The sequence below is a fragment of the uncultured Campylobacter sp. genome (genome assembly GCF_938045775.1).
Classification (GTDB): domain Bacteria; phylum Campylobacterota; class Campylobacteria; order Campylobacterales; family Campylobacteraceae; genus Campylobacter_B.
Genome location: NZ_CALIBH010000074.1, coordinates 25,830 through 40,686 on the forward strand (window position 1 = coordinate 25,830; position 14,857 = coordinate 40,686).

16 protein-coding genes are annotated in these 14,857 nt (G+C 48.1%); 12 read left to right on the forward strand and 4 right to left on the reverse strand.

Features of this window, described 5'->3' with window-relative positions; translation table 11 throughout:
- Nucleotides 1-80 precede the first annotated feature (80 nt).
- From brnQ to Q0238_RS02615, 3 genes are all read left to right on the forward strand, one after another.
- Nucleotides 81-1,412 (forward strand): branched-chain amino acid transport system II carrier protein, encoded by a 1,332-nt coding sequence (brnQ, locus tag Q0238_RS02605; protein ID WP_297942659.1) that lies wholly within the window; start codon nucleotides 81-83, stop codon nucleotides 1,410-1,412.
- Nucleotides 1,413-1,600: 188 nt separating this feature from the next.
- Nucleotides 1,601-3,313 carry a hypothetical protein gene (locus tag Q0238_RS02610; protein ID WP_297942661.1) on the forward strand — a complete coding sequence of 571 codons (1,713 nt, stop codon included), beginning with the start codon at nucleotides 1,601-1,603 and terminating at the stop codon, nucleotides 3,311-3,313.
- Between the two features lie 24 nt (nucleotides 3,314-3,337).
- Nucleotides 3,338-3,790 carry a hypothetical protein gene (locus tag Q0238_RS02615; RefSeq protein ID WP_297942663.1) on the forward strand — a complete coding sequence of 151 codons (453 nt, stop codon included), beginning with the start codon at nucleotides 3,338-3,340 and terminating at the stop codon, nucleotides 3,788-3,790.
- Between the two features lie 242 nt (nucleotides 3,791-4,032).
- Here the strand turns inward: Q0238_RS02615 and ftsY are convergent, their stop codons facing one another.
- Together ftsY and Q0238_RS02625 are read right to left on the reverse strand one after the other, a co-directional pair.
- A complete protein-coding gene (gene ftsY / locus Q0238_RS02620) occupies nucleotides 4,033-4,896 on the reverse strand; it encodes a signal recognition particle-docking protein FtsY (protein WP_297942664.1) in 864 nt (287 codons plus the stop codon).
- On the reverse strand, nucleotides 4,896-5,477 hold the full coding sequence (locus tag Q0238_RS02625) for a TlpA disulfide reductase family protein (RefSeq protein ID WP_297942666.1): 582 nt from the start codon (nucleotides 5,475-5,477) through the stop codon (nucleotides 4,896-4,898). Before Q0238_RS02625 ends, ftsY begins: the two co-directional genes overlap by 1 nt.
- 80 nt (nucleotides 5,478-5,557) lie before the next feature.
- Between Q0238_RS02625 and Q0238_RS02630 the strand changes: the two genes are divergently transcribed.
- The 6 genes from Q0238_RS02630 (at nucleotide 5,558) to Q0238_RS02655 (ending at nucleotide 10,321) form a co-directional block, all read left to right on the forward strand.
- A complete protein-coding gene (locus Q0238_RS02630) occupies nucleotides 5,558-6,175 on the forward strand; it encodes a 5-formyltetrahydrofolate cyclo-ligase (protein ID WP_297942668.1) in 618 nt (205 codons plus the stop codon).
- Nucleotides 6,108-7,661 (forward strand): ribonuclease Y, encoded by a 1,554-nt coding sequence (rny, locus tag Q0238_RS02635; protein WP_040304494.1) that lies wholly within the window; start codon nucleotides 6,108-6,110, stop codon nucleotides 7,659-7,661. The genes Q0238_RS02630 and rny overlap by 68 nt, the downstream gene beginning before the upstream one ends.
- 10 nt (nucleotides 7,662-7,671) lie before the next feature.
- Nucleotides 7,672-8,253, forward strand: a complete 582-nt coding sequence (locus tag Q0238_RS02640) for a lipid-binding SYLF domain-containing protein (RefSeq protein ID WP_177386777.1) — start codon at nucleotides 7,672-7,674, stop codon at nucleotides 8,251-8,253.
- A gap of 480 nt (nucleotides 8,254-8,733) precedes the next feature.
- A complete protein-coding gene (locus tag Q0238_RS02645; protein WP_297942671.1) occupies nucleotides 8,734-9,297 on the forward strand; it encodes a DedA family protein in 564 nt (187 codons plus the stop codon).
- Entirely contained in the window at nucleotides 9,216-10,043 is an 828-nt protein-coding gene (locus Q0238_RS02650) for a ribonuclease domain-containing protein (protein WP_297942673.1), read from the forward strand. The genes Q0238_RS02645 and Q0238_RS02650 overlap by 82 nt, the downstream gene beginning before the upstream one ends.
- Entirely contained in the window at nucleotides 10,040-10,321 is a 282-nt protein-coding gene (locus Q0238_RS02655) for a barstar family protein (RefSeq protein WP_297942675.1), read from the forward strand. Before Q0238_RS02650 ends, Q0238_RS02655 begins: the two co-directional genes overlap by 4 nt.
- A gap of 115 nt (nucleotides 10,322-10,436) precedes the next feature.
- Here the strand turns inward: Q0238_RS02655 and Q0238_RS02660 are convergent, their stop codons facing one another.
- Together Q0238_RS02660 and Q0238_RS02665 are read right to left on the reverse strand one after the other, a co-directional pair.
- Nucleotides 10,437-10,880: a hypothetical protein gene (locus Q0238_RS02660; protein WP_297942677.1), complete on the reverse strand. Its 444-nt coding sequence runs from the start codon at nucleotides 10,878-10,880 to the stop codon at nucleotides 10,437-10,439.
- A gap of 366 nt (nucleotides 10,881-11,246) precedes the next feature.
- Nucleotides 11,247-11,624, reverse strand: a complete 378-nt coding sequence (locus Q0238_RS02665; protein WP_297942679.1) for a hypothetical protein — start codon at nucleotides 11,622-11,624, stop codon at nucleotides 11,247-11,249.
- 137 nt (nucleotides 11,625-11,761) lie between these two features.
- Here Q0238_RS02665 and gap point away from each other — a divergent pair, with 137 nt between their 5' ends.
- The 3 genes from gap to Q0238_RS02680 are packed head-to-tail and all read left to right on the forward strand — an operon-like array spanning nucleotide 11,762 to nucleotide 14,671.
- A complete protein-coding gene (gene gap, locus Q0238_RS02670; protein ID WP_297942682.1) occupies nucleotides 11,762-12,766 on the forward strand; it encodes a type I glyceraldehyde-3-phosphate dehydrogenase in 1,005 nt (334 codons plus the stop codon).
- Nucleotide 12,767: 1 nt separating this feature from the next.
- Nucleotides 12,768-13,979 carry a phosphoglycerate kinase gene (locus Q0238_RS02675; RefSeq protein ID WP_177386771.1) on the forward strand — a complete coding sequence of 404 codons (1,212 nt, stop codon included), beginning with the start codon at nucleotides 12,768-12,770 and terminating at the stop codon, nucleotides 13,977-13,979.
- Nucleotides 13,976-14,671, forward strand: coding sequence for a triose-phosphate isomerase (locus Q0238_RS02680; RefSeq protein WP_297942684.1), 696 nt, complete (start codon nucleotides 13,976-13,978; stop codon nucleotides 14,669-14,671). Before Q0238_RS02675 ends, Q0238_RS02680 begins: the two co-directional genes overlap by 4 nt.
- Nucleotides 14,672-14,857 lie beyond the last annotated feature (186 nt).

Consider the following 14,857-nt stretch of genomic DNA (forward strand, 5'->3'; position numbering starts at 1 on the left):
TAAATTTCGGCTAAATTTAAATATGTTTTAAACATTTGTAACTACAATATAAGTTTCAAATCCAGCAGGGAAGGTTTAAGATGAAGGGCAAGCTTAGTAGAAGCCAGTTTTTGACGATATCGCTTACGCTGTTTGCGATGTTTTTCGGTGCGGGAAATTTTATTTTTCCGCCGGGTCTTGGCAGGGAATCGGGGCAAAATTTTTATATTGCGATAATGTTTTTTTGCGCTACGGCGGTGCTTCTGCCAGTACTGGGCGTTGCGGGTATCGCGCGTGCCAAGGGGCTTCAGAGCCTGGTGCGCCGTATAGATCCGGTGTTTGCGATCGTTTTTACCGCGCTTTTATATCTTACGATCGGGCCGCTTTTTGCGATACCGCGCGCGGCGAATATGCCTTTTGACATCGCGATCAAGCCTTTTATTGCGGAAGAGCGTCTTCAAATTTGGCTATTTGTTTATTCTGCGGCATATTTTGCGCTGAACTATTACATCTGCATGAACCCTTCAAAGCTTGTCGATCTGCTCGGAAAATACCTCACGCCGATACTTTTGGCGCTTATTTTGTTACTTTTCGGCGCGGGATTTTTGTTTCCGATCGGAAGCTTCGTAGCTCCTAGCGGAGAGTATGTCGATCATGCCGCAGCAAAGGGCTTCGTAGAGGGCTATCAGACGATGGATGCGCTTGCATCGTTGGCATTTGGAATCATCGTAATTAACGCTATTAAAGCAACCGGCGTTAGCGACGAGAAGCACCTCGTCACCTCTACCATAAAAGCGGGAATGATGTCGGGCGTCATACTGATGACGATATATTTTATGCTGGGCTATCTGGGTGCGACCTCTGCTGAGCTTTTCAAAGATACGCCGAATATCAACGGAGCGGAGCTTCTGTCGCGAGTAAGCGATCATTACTTCGGAAGAATTGGCGTCGTGATCCTAGGCAGCGCGTTTTTCCTAGCCTGCATCACCACGACGCTGGGTCTTATAAGCTCGGCTAGCGAATACTTCGAGGAGCTTACGAAAGGCAAGATCAAATATAAAACCTGGGCGATCGCTTGGTGCGTGATCGGCTTTGGAGTTGCAAATTTCGGCCTTACGACCATCATCAAGGGCTCCATCCCCGTGCTCGTCGCCATCTATCCGATCTCGATCATGCTGATAATCCTCTCGCTGATTAATCCGTGGATCGATTCGAGCAAGCTGATTTACCGCGCCTGCGTCTATGTCTGCGTAGTCGAGGGCGTCATAAACGGACTTGATATTTTGGGGATTTCGGTGCCGCTTGTAACGTCGTTTGTGAAGATGATGCCGTTTTACGATTCGATGCTCGGCTGGATCGTGCCTAGCACCTTAACCTTCGCCGTGACATACGTGCTGCATCTGATCTTTGAAAAAAGAGACGATAGTTTTTAAATTTAAGAGCTATTTTAAAATTTAGCCGGGCTCTACGGGGCTCGGCACACTTTTAAATTTTAATTCGTCGCCGAATTTAATCTCACATATTTTTTACTGGAATTTTGACATATAAAATAAGTCGCCTTCAAAATTTTAACCTAAATTTACGCTAAAATTATCAAAATAAAATCGCAAAAGGAAATAAGATGGATAAACGAGACAAGGCGCTAAATCTGGCGCGAGATTTCGAACGCGACGGCTTTAGTATGCCTGATTTATACGAGCGGTTTTGGCGGCTGCAAGGGGATGCGGCAGCGTATTTTACGCTAGCGGACAGCCTGCTACGCGGGCGGATGGACGGCCGCACGCTGCTAAAGGACGCTCTGGGCTATGTAGGCAAGGAGGATTTTAAAGCTCTGATCGCCACGGCGGTTGAAATTTTGCGCGAAGAAGCAGCAGGGTGGCGCAAAACCCAACAGGACGAAAGCGCGGCACAGATGGGAGAGAATGCCCGCTCGGCGCGGGCTGACGAAAGCGTAAGCAAAAATGCACGGCAACGCGGCAGAGATGAAAAGAGCTCGCGCTGGAAAAACGCCGAAGAGGTCATCATCATGGCAAGTCTCGAGTTCGCGCCGTTTTTGCACCCGTATCTGGGCGAGCTTTTTAAATTGCAGCCGAACGAGAGCGCGTATTACGCGGAGTATCCGTGGCGCGGGCTTAGTTACGAGAGCTCGCAAATATGGCGCGAGAAGCTTGCGGATCCGCAGACGAGCAAAGACGATAAGCAAAAAATTTTTAGCTGTCTGCTGCAAACCCGCGATCCGCAAAATATAAAATTTGCCTGCGAGTTCGCGCTTGCGGAGGACTTCTTCGACCGTCCGTGCGACCTGCTTGAGTATATTGGCTACTGGCTGGAGGCAGTGGGATTTACTTTTGAGCGGACTAAATTTGACGCAGACGGCGCGGCTCAAATGGCAGCAAATGAAATTTTAAAAATGGATGCGCTCAAACACGGCGACGCCAAGCAAGCTCAAGCGGATGAGTGCGACGTATCGCGCAAAAATTCAGATGAAGCGTGTGATGCGGCAAGTGCCGTTAAATTTAACGCTGGCGAGTTAAAATCGGCAGCGAGCCAAAATTTTAAAGCGTGCGCGGCTGAACACGACTCTAAATTTAACTCAAACGAGCCAGCCGCCGATAAATCACAAAAAGCGCCGAACGATGAAATTTGCTTTGGCGGTGAGAAATTCAGGCTCAAAAGATACTGCAGTCAGCGCGCGTATCACATAATCTTTCCGCGCGGCTATTTCGGCGCGCCCTACGCGCCGCATCTGGCGAAGCACCATCCGACCTGGCGGCTTGAGGGCGGCAAGGCTGGATATAAGCTAGGCGGAGTCTTGGACGAAGCGGACGGCGATGCGCAAAATCCGCTATTTCATCTCATTACGCTTGATCCGCTACCCCATGACTTGCCCGTGCGATCGCTGCCGCGCCTAATCCTCGCCGCGCACGTCAGAGAGATAAACGAAGGCGAGATAGTCTTTTACGAGCACGACGCGCAGGGTATGCCGCGACGTATCGGCGAGCGGACGCAGGTGGAATACGTGCAGGACGAACCGATAAAGGAGTGCGAAGTAGTACTTGCGCCCACGCCGGCGCGCTGGGCGGCTCAGGACTGGGGGATGTCAAACAGCAGGCAAAACCTCGCGCGCATCGGCGGCGAGCCTTCGTGGATACAGGGCGCGCAGGTGCCGCGCTGTCCGATATGCGGCGAAAAGATGGAGTTTTTGATGCAGCTTGACAGCGAGCTTCCAAGCTGCGAGCAAGGCGGCGAGGTATATTTCGGCAGCGGTGGGATTTTATATGTGTTTTGGTGCGAGCGGACGCGGGTGAGCGCGTTTTTTATGCAGTGCACGTGAGTGAAATTTAGGAAAGGCACGCAAATGGACGGACGGATGATCACGGCGAAAATAAAAAGAAGGGGCAATGTTTGGCATTTTGACGATTATTTTAAGTCGCTTCGCAAGAATGAAAACGAGATAGCAGAGCCTATCAGGCAGTTTGTCTTGGATCCGAGAAGATATCTGTTTAATACGAAAGAGACTCTTCACGACGCCGTTTTGACTGAATTTAAATTTGGCATTTTAAAAAACGAAGATAGATTAACGATGAAATTTTTATCGCCATATGGGGATAGAAATTTTAAATTTGTTTTCAAAAACGTCCTAGCCGTCCGCTTTAAAACGAACGACAAGAGCTTTAAAAATAACGATCTGATAGTTCATCAATTTTCGCTAGAGCGGGGAGGCGTTTGCGAGTATGATTTCATCTTTGCGAGCGGGCAGAGGATAACCGTGAAATTTAAGCACCTCGAAATCATTGAAGAATTCTTATGAGCGCGCTGCTTTGCTGATGGCAGCGGGATTTTACGTGTTTTGGTGCGAATGGACGCGGGTGAGCGGGTTTTTCATGCAGTGCACGTGAGTAAAAATTTTGTAAAATTCTAAAACGAAAATCGTAAAATTCTAAGTAAAATTTATTCTAAGATAATCGAGCGGCAAAATTTGCCGAGCATTTCGGCGCGTAAAATTTAAGCTTGTTTGGCGAGAATATGTAAATTTACGCAGACACGCAGAGTTTAAGCGTAAATCCCATCCACCAGCGTCTCTACGAACTGATCCGAGTTAAATTCCGCTAAATCCTCCATCCGCTCGCCCACGCCGACGAAAAGTATCGGCAGCTGCAGCTCGCGCGCTATAGCGAAAAGCGCGCCGCCTTTGGGCGTGCCGTCGAGCTTCGTGATGATGATGCCGTCGAGCCTTACGATCTCGTTGAACGCCCTGGCTTGCGCGACGCTGTGATTGCCCTGAGTGGCGTCCAGCACGATGATCTTGCGGTGCGGTGCGCCGCTTTTTGCGCGGTCGCAGATGCGCACGATCTTCTCTAACTCCGCGGCTAAATTTTTCTGATTTTGCAGACGCCCGGCGGTGTCGATCAGGACGCGATCGATGTTTTTTGCACTTGCCGAGCTTACGGTGTCAAACGCCACGGCAGCGGGATCGTGCCCCTGCGCGGTCGCTACGATCGGTAGATTTAGGATCTGCGCCCATTTGCGCAGCTGCTCGACCGCGCCCGCGCGAAAGGTGTCGCATGCGCCTAAAATCACGCTCTGGTCGCTATTTTTATATAAATTTGCAAGCTTTGCGGTCGTCGTGGTCTTGCCCGCGCCGTTTACGCCGATGATGAGCTCTACGAAAGGCTTCTCATCTGCGGGTTTAGTGATTTCGTAATCGAAATAGCTCTTTAAAACGCTCTTGAGATCATCTTTTGCGACTAGCTTTTTTGCGGGCAGTTTTTCTAAAATCTCCTCCACGAGTTCGTAGCCTACGTCGGCTTCAAGCAGCATCTCTTCTAAAATTTCTTTTGAAATTTTATCTTCGCTTTTCGCGCCCCGCATCGCGTCTATGGTCTTGCTAAGCCCTTTTTTAAAAAATTCGAACATCAGAAAATTTTCTCCAATTCGGTCATTAAAATTTCTTCCGGCATCAGCCCGAAATACTGCGCGCTAAACTCGCCTTTTTCGTCGTAGATCGCTATATACGGCACTTCGTTTATGCCGCCTAGCGCCTTTGTAAAAAAGTCCGTCCCTTCGCCGTAAGCGATCGCGTAATTTACTTCGTGTGCGCTTGCGTAGGCCTTAGCGTCGTCTAGGCTCGCATCACCGATCATCACGCCGATGATATCAAGCTTGCCGGAGTAGGCTTGTTTGGCGGCATTTAGTGCGCTTACCTGCACGGCGCAGGCGTCGCACCATGGCGTAAAAAACGTAAATAGCGTCACGGTGGAGTTATTATCGATTCGAAAACCCTGCTTTGTCTTTTGCATATTTAAAATTTTGCCGTTACTTAGCTGAAGTGTAAAAGGAGCGGTATAATCGACCTGGATTACGGCTTCGGTTTCGGACTGCGGCTGCGTGGCGTTGGCCTCGGTCGGGGTATCGCTTGATTTTTTATCCTCATCATCGCCGCAACCTGCAAGAAATAAAACAGCCGTAAAAAGCGCTAGAAAAAAACGAAATTTCATAATAAACCTTAAAATTTAATCGCAAGATTATACAAAAACTAGCTAAAATAAGCGTTAAAATTTTATAAAAGGCTTAAGCTATGCAAAAGAATGAATTTAGAAAAATTTGCAAATCGCGCTTAAAATATCACGCCGCGCGATCGGCTAGATGTGAGCATTACGCACTTTTATGGCGGCTTGAGCGGCTGATAAAATTTTTAAAAGCGCGTAAAATTTTGATATTTTTGCCGATGAGCTACGAGCCGAACGTTTTGATTTTAAGAAAAAAGCTATCAAAAAGCTGCGAATTTTACGTTCCGTTTATGGTGGATATTAGTTTAAAAATGGTAAGATTGCGCCAGCCTTTTAAAATTTCACGCTTTGGGCTGCGCCAGACGCTTCCGCAAAACGGGTATTTTAAGAAGGTCGATCTAGCCGTGGTTCCAGCTATCGGAGTGGATGGCGCAATGGCTAGAATAGGACATGGGAAAGGATTTTACGATATGTTTTTTTCAGGTCTGAAGCTTAAGCCCGCAATCGCGTTCGTGAGTATAAAAGACTGCTTTTGCAGCGAAATTTTATCGCTTGATCACGACGTAAAGGGCGATTTTTACATAACTCCGAGCCAAAATTACCTAAAAAGAGGAAAGTATGATAGAGATTTTAATCGCCTTGTGCGCTCTTGCGGTGGGCGCTGGCATAGGATACTTAGTAGCTAGAAAGATCAATAACGCCAATTACGATTTCTTCGTCGAACAAGCCAAAGCTAAAGCCAAAGCTATAGAATTTGAAGCCGAGGGCATCTTGCGAAATTCTAAAATTTCGGTGCAGGAAGCGGAGTTTGAAGCTAAGAAAAAATACGAAGATAAGGCAAGCAAACTGCAGAAAGAATTTAACGTTAAATTTGACGAGCTCGGCAAAAAGGAGCACGCGCTTCTAACAGAGCAAGAAATTTTAAAAGACAGTAAAAAAGAGCTCGAAAGTGCCAAAAAAGAGGCGAAATTCCTCTATGAAGAGGGCTCAAATTTAAAGAAAAGCTATGAAGAGAAGCTAGCCGAAGCGCTTAAGGTTTTGGAGCGCGTGGCGGGCTTTACGCAGGACGAGGCGCGCGCGCAGGTGCTTAAGAAGGTCGAGGAGCAAAGCCGCACCGACATTGCTCACATAGTACGAAAGTATGAAGAGGAAGCCAAAAAAGAGGCGCGAAAAAAGGCGAATTATATTTTGGCGCAGGCTACGTCGCGCTTTGCGGGCGAGTTTGCGGCAGAGCGGCTTATCAATGTCGTAAATATCAAAAACGACGAGCTCAAAGGCCGTATCATCGGCAAGGAGGGGCGTAACATAAAGGCGCTTGAGATGACTCTTGGCGTGGACGTCATCATCGACGATACCCCGAATGCGATCATCGTAAGCTCACATAATCTCTACCGCCGCGCCATCGCCGTTCGCGTTATCGAAACTCTTATCGAGGACGGCAGAATTCAACCTGCGCGCATCGAGGATATCTACAAAAAAGTAAGCGACGAATTTGAAGCTAGTATCGCCGAAGAGGGCGAAAATATCGTAATGGATCTAGGTCTTAGTAAAATTCACCCCGAAATTTTAAAACTCATCGGCAAGCTTAAATTTCGCGCCAGCTACGGGCAGAATGCCCTTGCGCACAGCCTTGAGGTGGCACATCTTGCGGGCATCATCGCTGCAGAAACGGGCGGAGATCAAAAGCTGGCCAAGCGAGCGGGCCTACTTCACGACATCGGCAAGGCGCTAACTCACGAATATGAGGGCTCGCATGTGGATCTGGGTGCCGAAGTTTGCCGCCGTTATAAAGAGCATCCGGTAGTGATAAACGCGATCTACGCCCACCACGGGCATGAGGAGGCCACAAGCGTAGAAAGCGCCGCAGTCTGTGCCGCAGACGCGCTAAGTGCCGCGCGCCCGGGCGCCAGACGAGAGGTGCTAGAGAGCTATCTAAAGCGCGTTAGCGACATCGAAGCGATCGCGATGAGTAAAACGGGCGTCAAGCAGGCTTACGCGATCAATGCGGGTCGCGAGATCCGCGTCATCGCAAACGCCAAGCTTATGAACGACGACGAGGCGGTTTTGGTCGCCAAAGAGATCGCCTCTGAGATCCAAGATAAGGTTCAATTCCCCGGCGAAATCAAGGTTAACGTCATACGCGAGCTTCGCGCGGTCGAGATAGCCAAATAAGGAGTGTGAAATGAAAAAATTTATAATCGCTTTATTTTTGCTTTTTAACGCGGCATTTGCCGATGATGAGCTCATCATCAACAGCGCGAGTGCCTATTCGTCGGTAATGCGCACAAACTCGCAGTATAAATACCTAGCGCAGCAAGCCCGCGCGATAGTGATATTTCCGAGCGTCAAGAAGCTTGGTTTCATCATAGGCGGAATGTATGGTGAGGGGATCATCATCTATAATAACGATGGCGCGCATAGCGTAAGCGGCGCTGAGATCAGCAGCGCCAGCGTAGGACTTCAGATCGGCTATGAGGATAATTATCTAGTTATTTTCGTAATGCATGATGATGTGATCCAAAAAATGCGAAATTCCCAAATCACGCTCTCAGGCGATGCGACGGCAGTTGCAGGTAACTACAGCGCCGATTCTGGCTCTTTAGACGTGCTAAATCAAGATATGTACGTCTTTACGAATAAAGGCGGGCTGTTTGCGGGCGTGAGCCTGGGCGGCTCGGTGCTGGAGACCAAAAATGACCGTGCTTTTGATCCAAATACCGAGGGCTATGCGCTTTTGATGCGAGTAATTGGCGCAGATGAGTAAAATTTAGCTAAAGATGCTAAGGCGCATAGCTTAGCGAAAAATTTTGCTTTATGGGCGTTTTATTAGCGGCTTGGAATTTTGCTCGCGTAATTTCTGCAGAATAATAGACTTGGGTGCGTAATTTTATTGCAATTCGTGGGGTGGGAGGCATTTGAGGATATCGCGTAAATCGTTCGTAATTCGCAAGTTACTTTGAATTCTAAAGAAGTCGAAATTTTGTCATTAAATTTATAGTCGCAAAATTTTACCGCTAAATTTTGCGGTGATTTTATTTGATGTCTAGAAATTTTATTTTAGAATTTCGCTCAATATTTTGCGGCGAAATTTTGTATTTTGCGACAGCTGCGCGGAATTTTAAATTTAATGTCACAGCAAAATCAAGTGGCGTCGTGGGGCGTTAGAGTGAAGCTTTCGTGCCGAATTTTAAAGCTGCTTTAGTCAAAATTTATAGAATTTTATACGATCTAATGAAAGGATTCGATGGAATCGATGTTTGCAAACCTCCATACGTGGGGGTATTTGATACTGTTTTTGTATTCGCTGGGCGGAGGATTTTTGGCGCTTGCGGCGGCGGGCGTGCTAAGCTCGGCCGGTGAGCTCAATATCGTCTTATGCATCGTAATCGCCTGCATATCGAACTTTATAGGCGATTCTGGGCTGTTTTTAGTAAGCCGCTACAATAAAAAAGAGATCATGCCCTATCTGCGCAAACAGCGCCGCAACCTCGCTCTGGCGCAAATTTTGTTTCGCAAATACGGCGACCGCATAATTTTAATCAAAAAATTCATCTATGGCCTCAAAACCCTCGTACCGATCGCGATCGGCATCACAAAATATTCATTTTTAAAATTTAGCGTCATCAATGCCGTAAGCTCGCTCATTTGGGCGCTTGTGGTAGGGCTACTGAGCTACTACGCGGGCGATTTCGTGCGCGAGCTCTATGTGCACATTAAGGACGCGCCGTGGATCGCTCCGCTGGCTCTAGGCGCGATAGTAGTGGCGATCGTGCTCTATTTTCGCTTCGCCACGCGCAAAAGAGGCTAGCGGTGGCAAAAAAGCTGATCCCGCTCGCAATTTTTGCAGCACTTCTTTTGGCGCTAAATTTGATCTCCAATTCGCGCGACCCCGCGGCTAAAGATGAGCGGGTTTTTACCTCCAAAACCCTGGATGCTGCGTCGCGTAAAAGCGGCGTGCAAAATTCTGCAAGCGGCACCGATCGCGAAATTTCAAGCTACGAAAATCCAGAAAGCGGCGCCAGCGCAAAAGATGAGAGCGGTGCAAGAAGCGCAGACGGCGGAGCAGGGCGTGGAGCAGATCTAGGAGATTTAAAATCTCATCCGCGAGCAAACGAGCGCGGCGCGACAGATTCTAAAGACGAGGCGGACGTCCACAGGCGGCGTAGCGCAGATTATGAAGCTTCGCAATCTCAAAATCCCGCTGCAAATTCTAAAAATCAGCTCGCGGACGAGCCCTGCATAAGCAGGGAGTGTGTGAGCGCTCATATCCGCCGTACGGGCGCTTTGCCGCAAAATTTTATCACGAAAAAGCAGGCGGGCGATCTTGGCTGGCAGGGCGGCGATCTGTGGCGATATGCGCGCGGCAAGAGCATCGGCGGCGACCGCTTCGGCAATTTCGAGCGCAGATTGCCTGATAAAAAGGGGCGGATTTGGCGCGAATGCGATATCGAGTATCGCGGCGGCGCGCGCGGCGCGAAGCGGCTGATATTTTCAAACGACGGGCTGATCTTCTACACCGCCGATCATTACGAAAGCTTCGAGCGCGTGCAATGAGTTTAAATTTTAAAACGCGCCGCGGCGCAAAGATTATCATCGACGGCACGAAGATTAGGCGCAAAGATCAAATTTTCGCGCTGTTTGCCGCAGCGCTGGATTTCAAGCCCGAATACATCGCAAATTTAGACGCGCTTTACGATGCGCTTGGCGAGCGAGGCGGACAGGTCTTCGTGATCATTAAAAAGGGCGGAATTTTAAAGCTAAGACTGGGCAAATTTTATGATATTTTGCTGGATGTTTTGCGCAGCGGTAAGGCGAAAATTTTAATACTATAAGCTCTCGCGACAGCTTATTATGGCTTCAAAGCCAAATTTTACCGAGCCTAAGACGAGTTTATTTCGCCGCAGTTTCGATCGCGTCGTTAAAATTTCCTAAATTTAGATCTAAATTTTAGAGCTTATTAAAAGAGGCGATTTTAGAAATTTCGCTCACAAAGCTCACGCGGTCAAATTTAAACTCAAGTCCATACTGCCAATCTTTGCGGCGCGGGTTTTTAAACTCGTAAAGCTTAACCGTCTCCGCTTCAAATTTAGCCTTAAGCGCGAGATACCAGCAGTCCCAGATCCCGCACGGACAACTCAGCAGCACGACATCTCGCTCATCTTGCGCCAAATCGGCTTCAAGCGCGGCGCGCAAAAATAGCTCCTCAAAATCGATCAAGCTCAAATAAGCATAGCTTCCCGCGATGCTAGCCTGCCCGTCCTTTGCGGCAAAGCTTTGCTCGCGCCGTTTAATCAGCTCGAGCAGAGGCTCGCCGTTTATCGCAACGACGACTTCGGTAAAGCTTTCACCCTCAATTTCGTAATCGTTTAGGTAAAATTTAATGCTATCCATGCGGCAATCTCGCTAAATGATCTATTTTACGCCGTATTTGCACCGACCTGCTAAAATTTCAGCGCAGTTTAGCGAATTTGAAGTGAAATTCGGTTGAAGATCAAAAAATTCGCTGCTAAAGCGCAGATCAAATGGATATTTTGTAAAATTTAGGGATTTAGGGACTTATTTTTTAACGCACGCAAGCTCAAATTTACAAAAAAAGCTAAATTTGCGTAGATGAAAGAAGCAAAAATAAAAGGTTAAATTTTAGCGCAGATCAAAGAGATCGAAACGAGAGTTAAATTTCGCTATGGATAAAGAAGCAGAAACGAGGGGTTAAATTTAATTCACTTTTTAGGGCGCTTAAATTTAACCCCGCCGCGGCTACATCATTTCGCCGTTTTTGTGCTCATATTCGGTGTAGGTTACCGGAATATCCTTCTTGCCTTTGCCCGGCGTGTACACTCCCTCTCCGCGTTTGAAAAGAAGCTCGATGCCTTCGGCGTTCGTAAGCATTATACCGCTTGCGGAAGCAGCGCGTTTGAGATTATGCTTTTTGCCTTTTTCGTCGGTTAGCACGCCCGTTGCGAACATATCGTTCGAACTAAGGCTGATGCGCTTATCTCCGGTCTCTCCAAGCAGAAATACGATCGTGTGCGTTACGGGCTCTTGCGTTTGCTGTGGAGCCGTATCGGCCTTAGGTTGGTTGCATCCGCTTAAAATCGCGATTGCCGCTAATGACGAGAATACAATTCGTCTCATTTTTTCTCCTTTAAAAAAAGTTCGCGAATTATATAGCCAAAAAGTAAATCCTAAATTTCGCGACTTTTTATTTAATCAAAGATTAACCCAAATTTAGTAAAATTCCAGCTGAAAACATCCCAAATAAGGAGAACCTTATGGCAGTAAAAATCGCAATCAACGGCTTTGGAAGGATCGGTAGGTGCGCGGCTAGAATTGCGCTAAGCAGGGACGATGTAGAGCTTGTGGCGATCAACGATACCGCTAAACGCGAGCTTACGAGATACCTGCTTCAATACGATACCGTTCACGGCGAGTTTCGTAAAAAAGTAGAAATTCTAAGCGACGAATGCATAGCCGTAGACGGCAAAAAAATCCGCGTCTATTCCACCAGAGAGCCTGCGGAGCTTGATTTTGCAGGCGATGGCGCAGAAGTTGTGCTTGAATGTACTGGTGCGTTTTTAACGAGCGAAAAATGCAAGCCGTTCATAGATAACGGTATCGGCGTAGTCGTAATGAGCGCGCCTGCCAAGGATGATACGCCTACTTTTGTAATCGGCGTTAATGAGGGCGCTTATGTAGGACAATGCGTCATTTCAAATGCTAGCTGCACCACTAACGGTCTGGCTCCGATTGCAAAAATTCTAGACGATGAGCTTGGTATCGAAAAGGGTCTGATGACGACGATTCATGCCTATACGCACGGACAGAGCCTAGTCGATGTAAAAGCCAAGGATTTTCGCCGTTCACGCGCCGCGGCTCTTAATATCGCTCCGACCACGACGGGCGCGGCAAAAGCGATTAGTAAGGTACTTCCGCAGCTAAGCGGTAAGATGCACGGACAATCTGTGCGCGTGCCGGTGGCTAACGTATCGATGGTTGATCTAACGGTGCTAACGCGCAAGCAGACGAGCGCCGAGGAGCTAAATGAAATTTTCCGTCGCTATGCCGCTAAAGAGATGAAAGGAATTTTGCTCGTAGACGACGATAGCCGCGTCAGCAGCGATTTTTGTACTTCAGAATACTCCAGCATCGTAGCTAGCGACTGCACGCAGGTAATTGACGGTAATCTTATAAAAGTGATGAGCTGGTATGACAACGAGTGGGGATATAGCGAGCGCCTCATCGATTTAGCCCTATATGCGGCAAAAAGAAGGAAATAAGATGGGCGAAATTCTTTCGATTAAAGATTTGAAATTTAAAGACGGCGCGCGCGTTTTTATCAGGTGTGATTTTAACGTGCCGATGGATGAGTTTTGCAATATTACGGACGATCGTCGCATCCGTTCGTCTATCCCTACGATTAAATATTGCTTAGACGAGGGCTGCGCGGTAATTTTAGCCAGCCACTTAGGACGCCCGAAAAACGGATACGAAGAAAGACTTAGCCTAAAGCCTGTGGTAAAGAGACTATCTAGGCTTTTGGAACGCGAGATAAAATTTGTCTCCGATGTCGCGGGCGAGGAGGCAGGAGCTGCGGTAAATTCGCTTAAAAAGGGCGAAGTGCTTTTGCTAGATAATCTGCGCTTTGAAAAGGGCGAGAGCAAAAACGACGAAGCACTAGCTAAGAGGCTTGCGAGCTACGCGGAATTTTATATCAACGATGCTTTTGGCGTATGCCACCGCGCGCATGCTTCGGTAGAGGCGATTACGAAATTCTACGATGAGGCGCATAAGGCGGCGGGATTTTTGCTGCTAAAAGAGATAAAATTTGCTAAAGACCTTATTAAAGATCCTGCGCGTCCTTTTGTAGCCGTAACGGGCGGCAGCAAAGTAAGCGGCAAGCTTCAGGCGCTTAAAAATTTACTTCCTAAAGTCGATAAGCTCATCATCGGAGGCGGCATGGCGTTTACGTTTTTAAAAGCCGTCGGATATGACATCGGCAAATCTTTACTCGAAGAGGATCTAATCGAGGAAGCAAAAAATATTCTCCGCAATGCTCGCGAGCTTGGGGTTAAAATTTATATCCCCGTCGATGCCGTCGCAGCTCCGCAATGCTCGCAAGATGCCGTTACAAAAAAGGTTACCGTCCAAGAAATTCCAAGCGATTGGATGGGACTAGATATCGGACCTGCGACCGTAGCGCTTTTTAAAGAAGCCTTAGACGATGCACAAACGATCTGGTGGAACGGACCGATGGGGGTTTTTGAGATCGATAAATTCGCTCGTGGCAGCCTGCATATATCGCACGCGATCGCAGATAGCGACGCCACGACCGTAGTGGGCGGTGGCGATACTGCAGATGTCGTCGAACGCGCAGGCAACGCTGATGATATGACTTTTATTTCTACCGGAGGCGGCGCGAGCTTAGAACTCATCGAGGGCAAGGAGCTGCCGGGCGTGCGAGTGCTTACTGCTAAAACGGAGCTGCGATGATACTGGCGGCGAATCTTAAATGCAACCATACTCGCGCTAGTTTTGAGCAGTACGCTAAAGCTTTAGATGAAGGCTTAGCGGGCGGAATTTCGCGCGAAGATGAAATTTTGGTTTTTCCTCCCGCTAGCGCATTTTGCGCGAGGGCAAAAAATTTCATCCAAGGCGCGCAAAATTTCTATCCTGCCGCGCACGGCAGCTTTACGGGCGAGATCGGCGGCGATATGCTGGCGGAATTTGACATCAAAACCGTTCTTATTGGGCATAGCGAGCGGCGCACTATTTTGGGCGAGAGCGCGGAGCTGATAAGAGAGAAATTCAGTTTTGCCGCGGCGCAGGGCTGGCGCATCGTTTTTTGCGTCGGAGAGGACGAGGTGGCATTTGCGCAAAACCGCAGCGAGGAGTTTGTAGCGACACAGCTTGAGGGTATCGATCTGAAATATCCGAGCTTAGTACTAGCCTACGAGCCCGTCTGGGCGATCGGCACTGGCAGAAGCGCGCAGTGCGAGCAGATCGAAAGAATGCTAAATTTCTTGCGTGCTAAAAGCCCCGCGCCGCTACTTTACGGCGGCAGCGTGAATGCTGAAAATATCGCAAAAATTTGCGCGATAAGAGGTTGCGACGGGGTGCTGGTGGGTACGGCGAGCTGGGACGCCTCTAGCTTTTTGGAACTTATTAGCGCGTCATCTCGCTGACGTCTTTAAATGATTTCGTAAATTTCGCCCTGCGACAGGCTACATGCCTAGTCTTGGGACGAAATTTACTTCTTCTATTTATAGCTACAAGCGTAGCGAAGTAGAAAACATTTAAATCCGCCTAGCGATATTTCCGCTTGTCGATTTATGTTTAGAATTTGACATTTTATTAAATTTGGATTGCAA

Excerpts from the sequence above, each read along its gene's own strand:
- brnQ (WP_297942659.1), top strand. The coding sequence starts at position 81 with ATGAAGGGCAAGCTTAGTAGAAGCCAGTTTTTGACGATATCGCTTACG.
- Q0238_RS02610 (WP_297942661.1), top strand. The coding sequence starts at position 1,601 with ATGGATAAACGAGACAAGGCGCTAAATCTGGCGCGAGATTTCGAACGC.
- Q0238_RS02615 (WP_297942663.1), top strand. The coding sequence starts at position 3,338 with ATGGACGGACGGATGATCACGGCGAAAATAAAAAGAAGGGGCAATGTT.
- ftsY (WP_297942664.1), bottom strand. The coding sequence starts at position 4,896 with ATGTTCGAATTTTTTAAAAAAGGGCTTAGCAAGACCATAGACGCGATG.
- Q0238_RS02625 (WP_297942666.1), bottom strand. The coding sequence starts at position 5,477 with ATGAAATTTCGTTTTTTTCTAGCGCTTTTTACGGCTGTTTTATTTCTT.
- Q0238_RS02630 (WP_297942668.1), top strand. The coding sequence starts at position 5,558 with ATGCAAAAGAATGAATTTAGAAAAATTTGCAAATCGCGCTTAAAATAT.
- rny (WP_040304494.1), top strand. The coding sequence starts at position 6,108 with ATGATAGAGATTTTAATCGCCTTGTGCGCTCTTGCGGTGGGCGCTGGC.
- Q0238_RS02640 (WP_177386777.1), top strand. The coding sequence starts at position 7,672 with ATGAAAAAATTTATAATCGCTTTATTTTTGCTTTTTAACGCGGCATTT.
- Q0238_RS02645 (WP_297942671.1), top strand. The coding sequence starts at position 8,734 with ATGGAATCGATGTTTGCAAACCTCCATACGTGGGGGTATTTGATACTG.
- Q0238_RS02655 (WP_297942675.1), top strand. The coding sequence starts at position 10,040 with ATGAGTTTAAATTTTAAAACGCGCCGCGGCGCAAAGATTATCATCGAC.
- Q0238_RS02660 (WP_297942677.1), bottom strand. The coding sequence starts at position 10,880 with ATGGATAGCATTAAATTTTACCTAAACGATTACGAAATTGAGGGTGAA.
- Q0238_RS02665 (WP_297942679.1), bottom strand. The coding sequence starts at position 11,624 with ATGAGACGAATTGTATTCTCGTCATTAGCGGCAATCGCGATTTTAAGC.
- gap (WP_297942682.1), top strand. The coding sequence starts at position 11,762 with ATGGCAGTAAAAATCGCAATCAACGGCTTTGGAAGGATCGGTAGGTGC.
- Q0238_RS02675 (WP_177386771.1), top strand. The coding sequence starts at position 12,768 with ATGGGCGAAATTCTTTCGATTAAAGATTTGAAATTTAAAGACGGCGCG.
- Q0238_RS02680 (WP_297942684.1), top strand. The coding sequence starts at position 13,976 with ATGATACTGGCGGCGAATCTTAAATGCAACCATACTCGCGCTAGTTTT.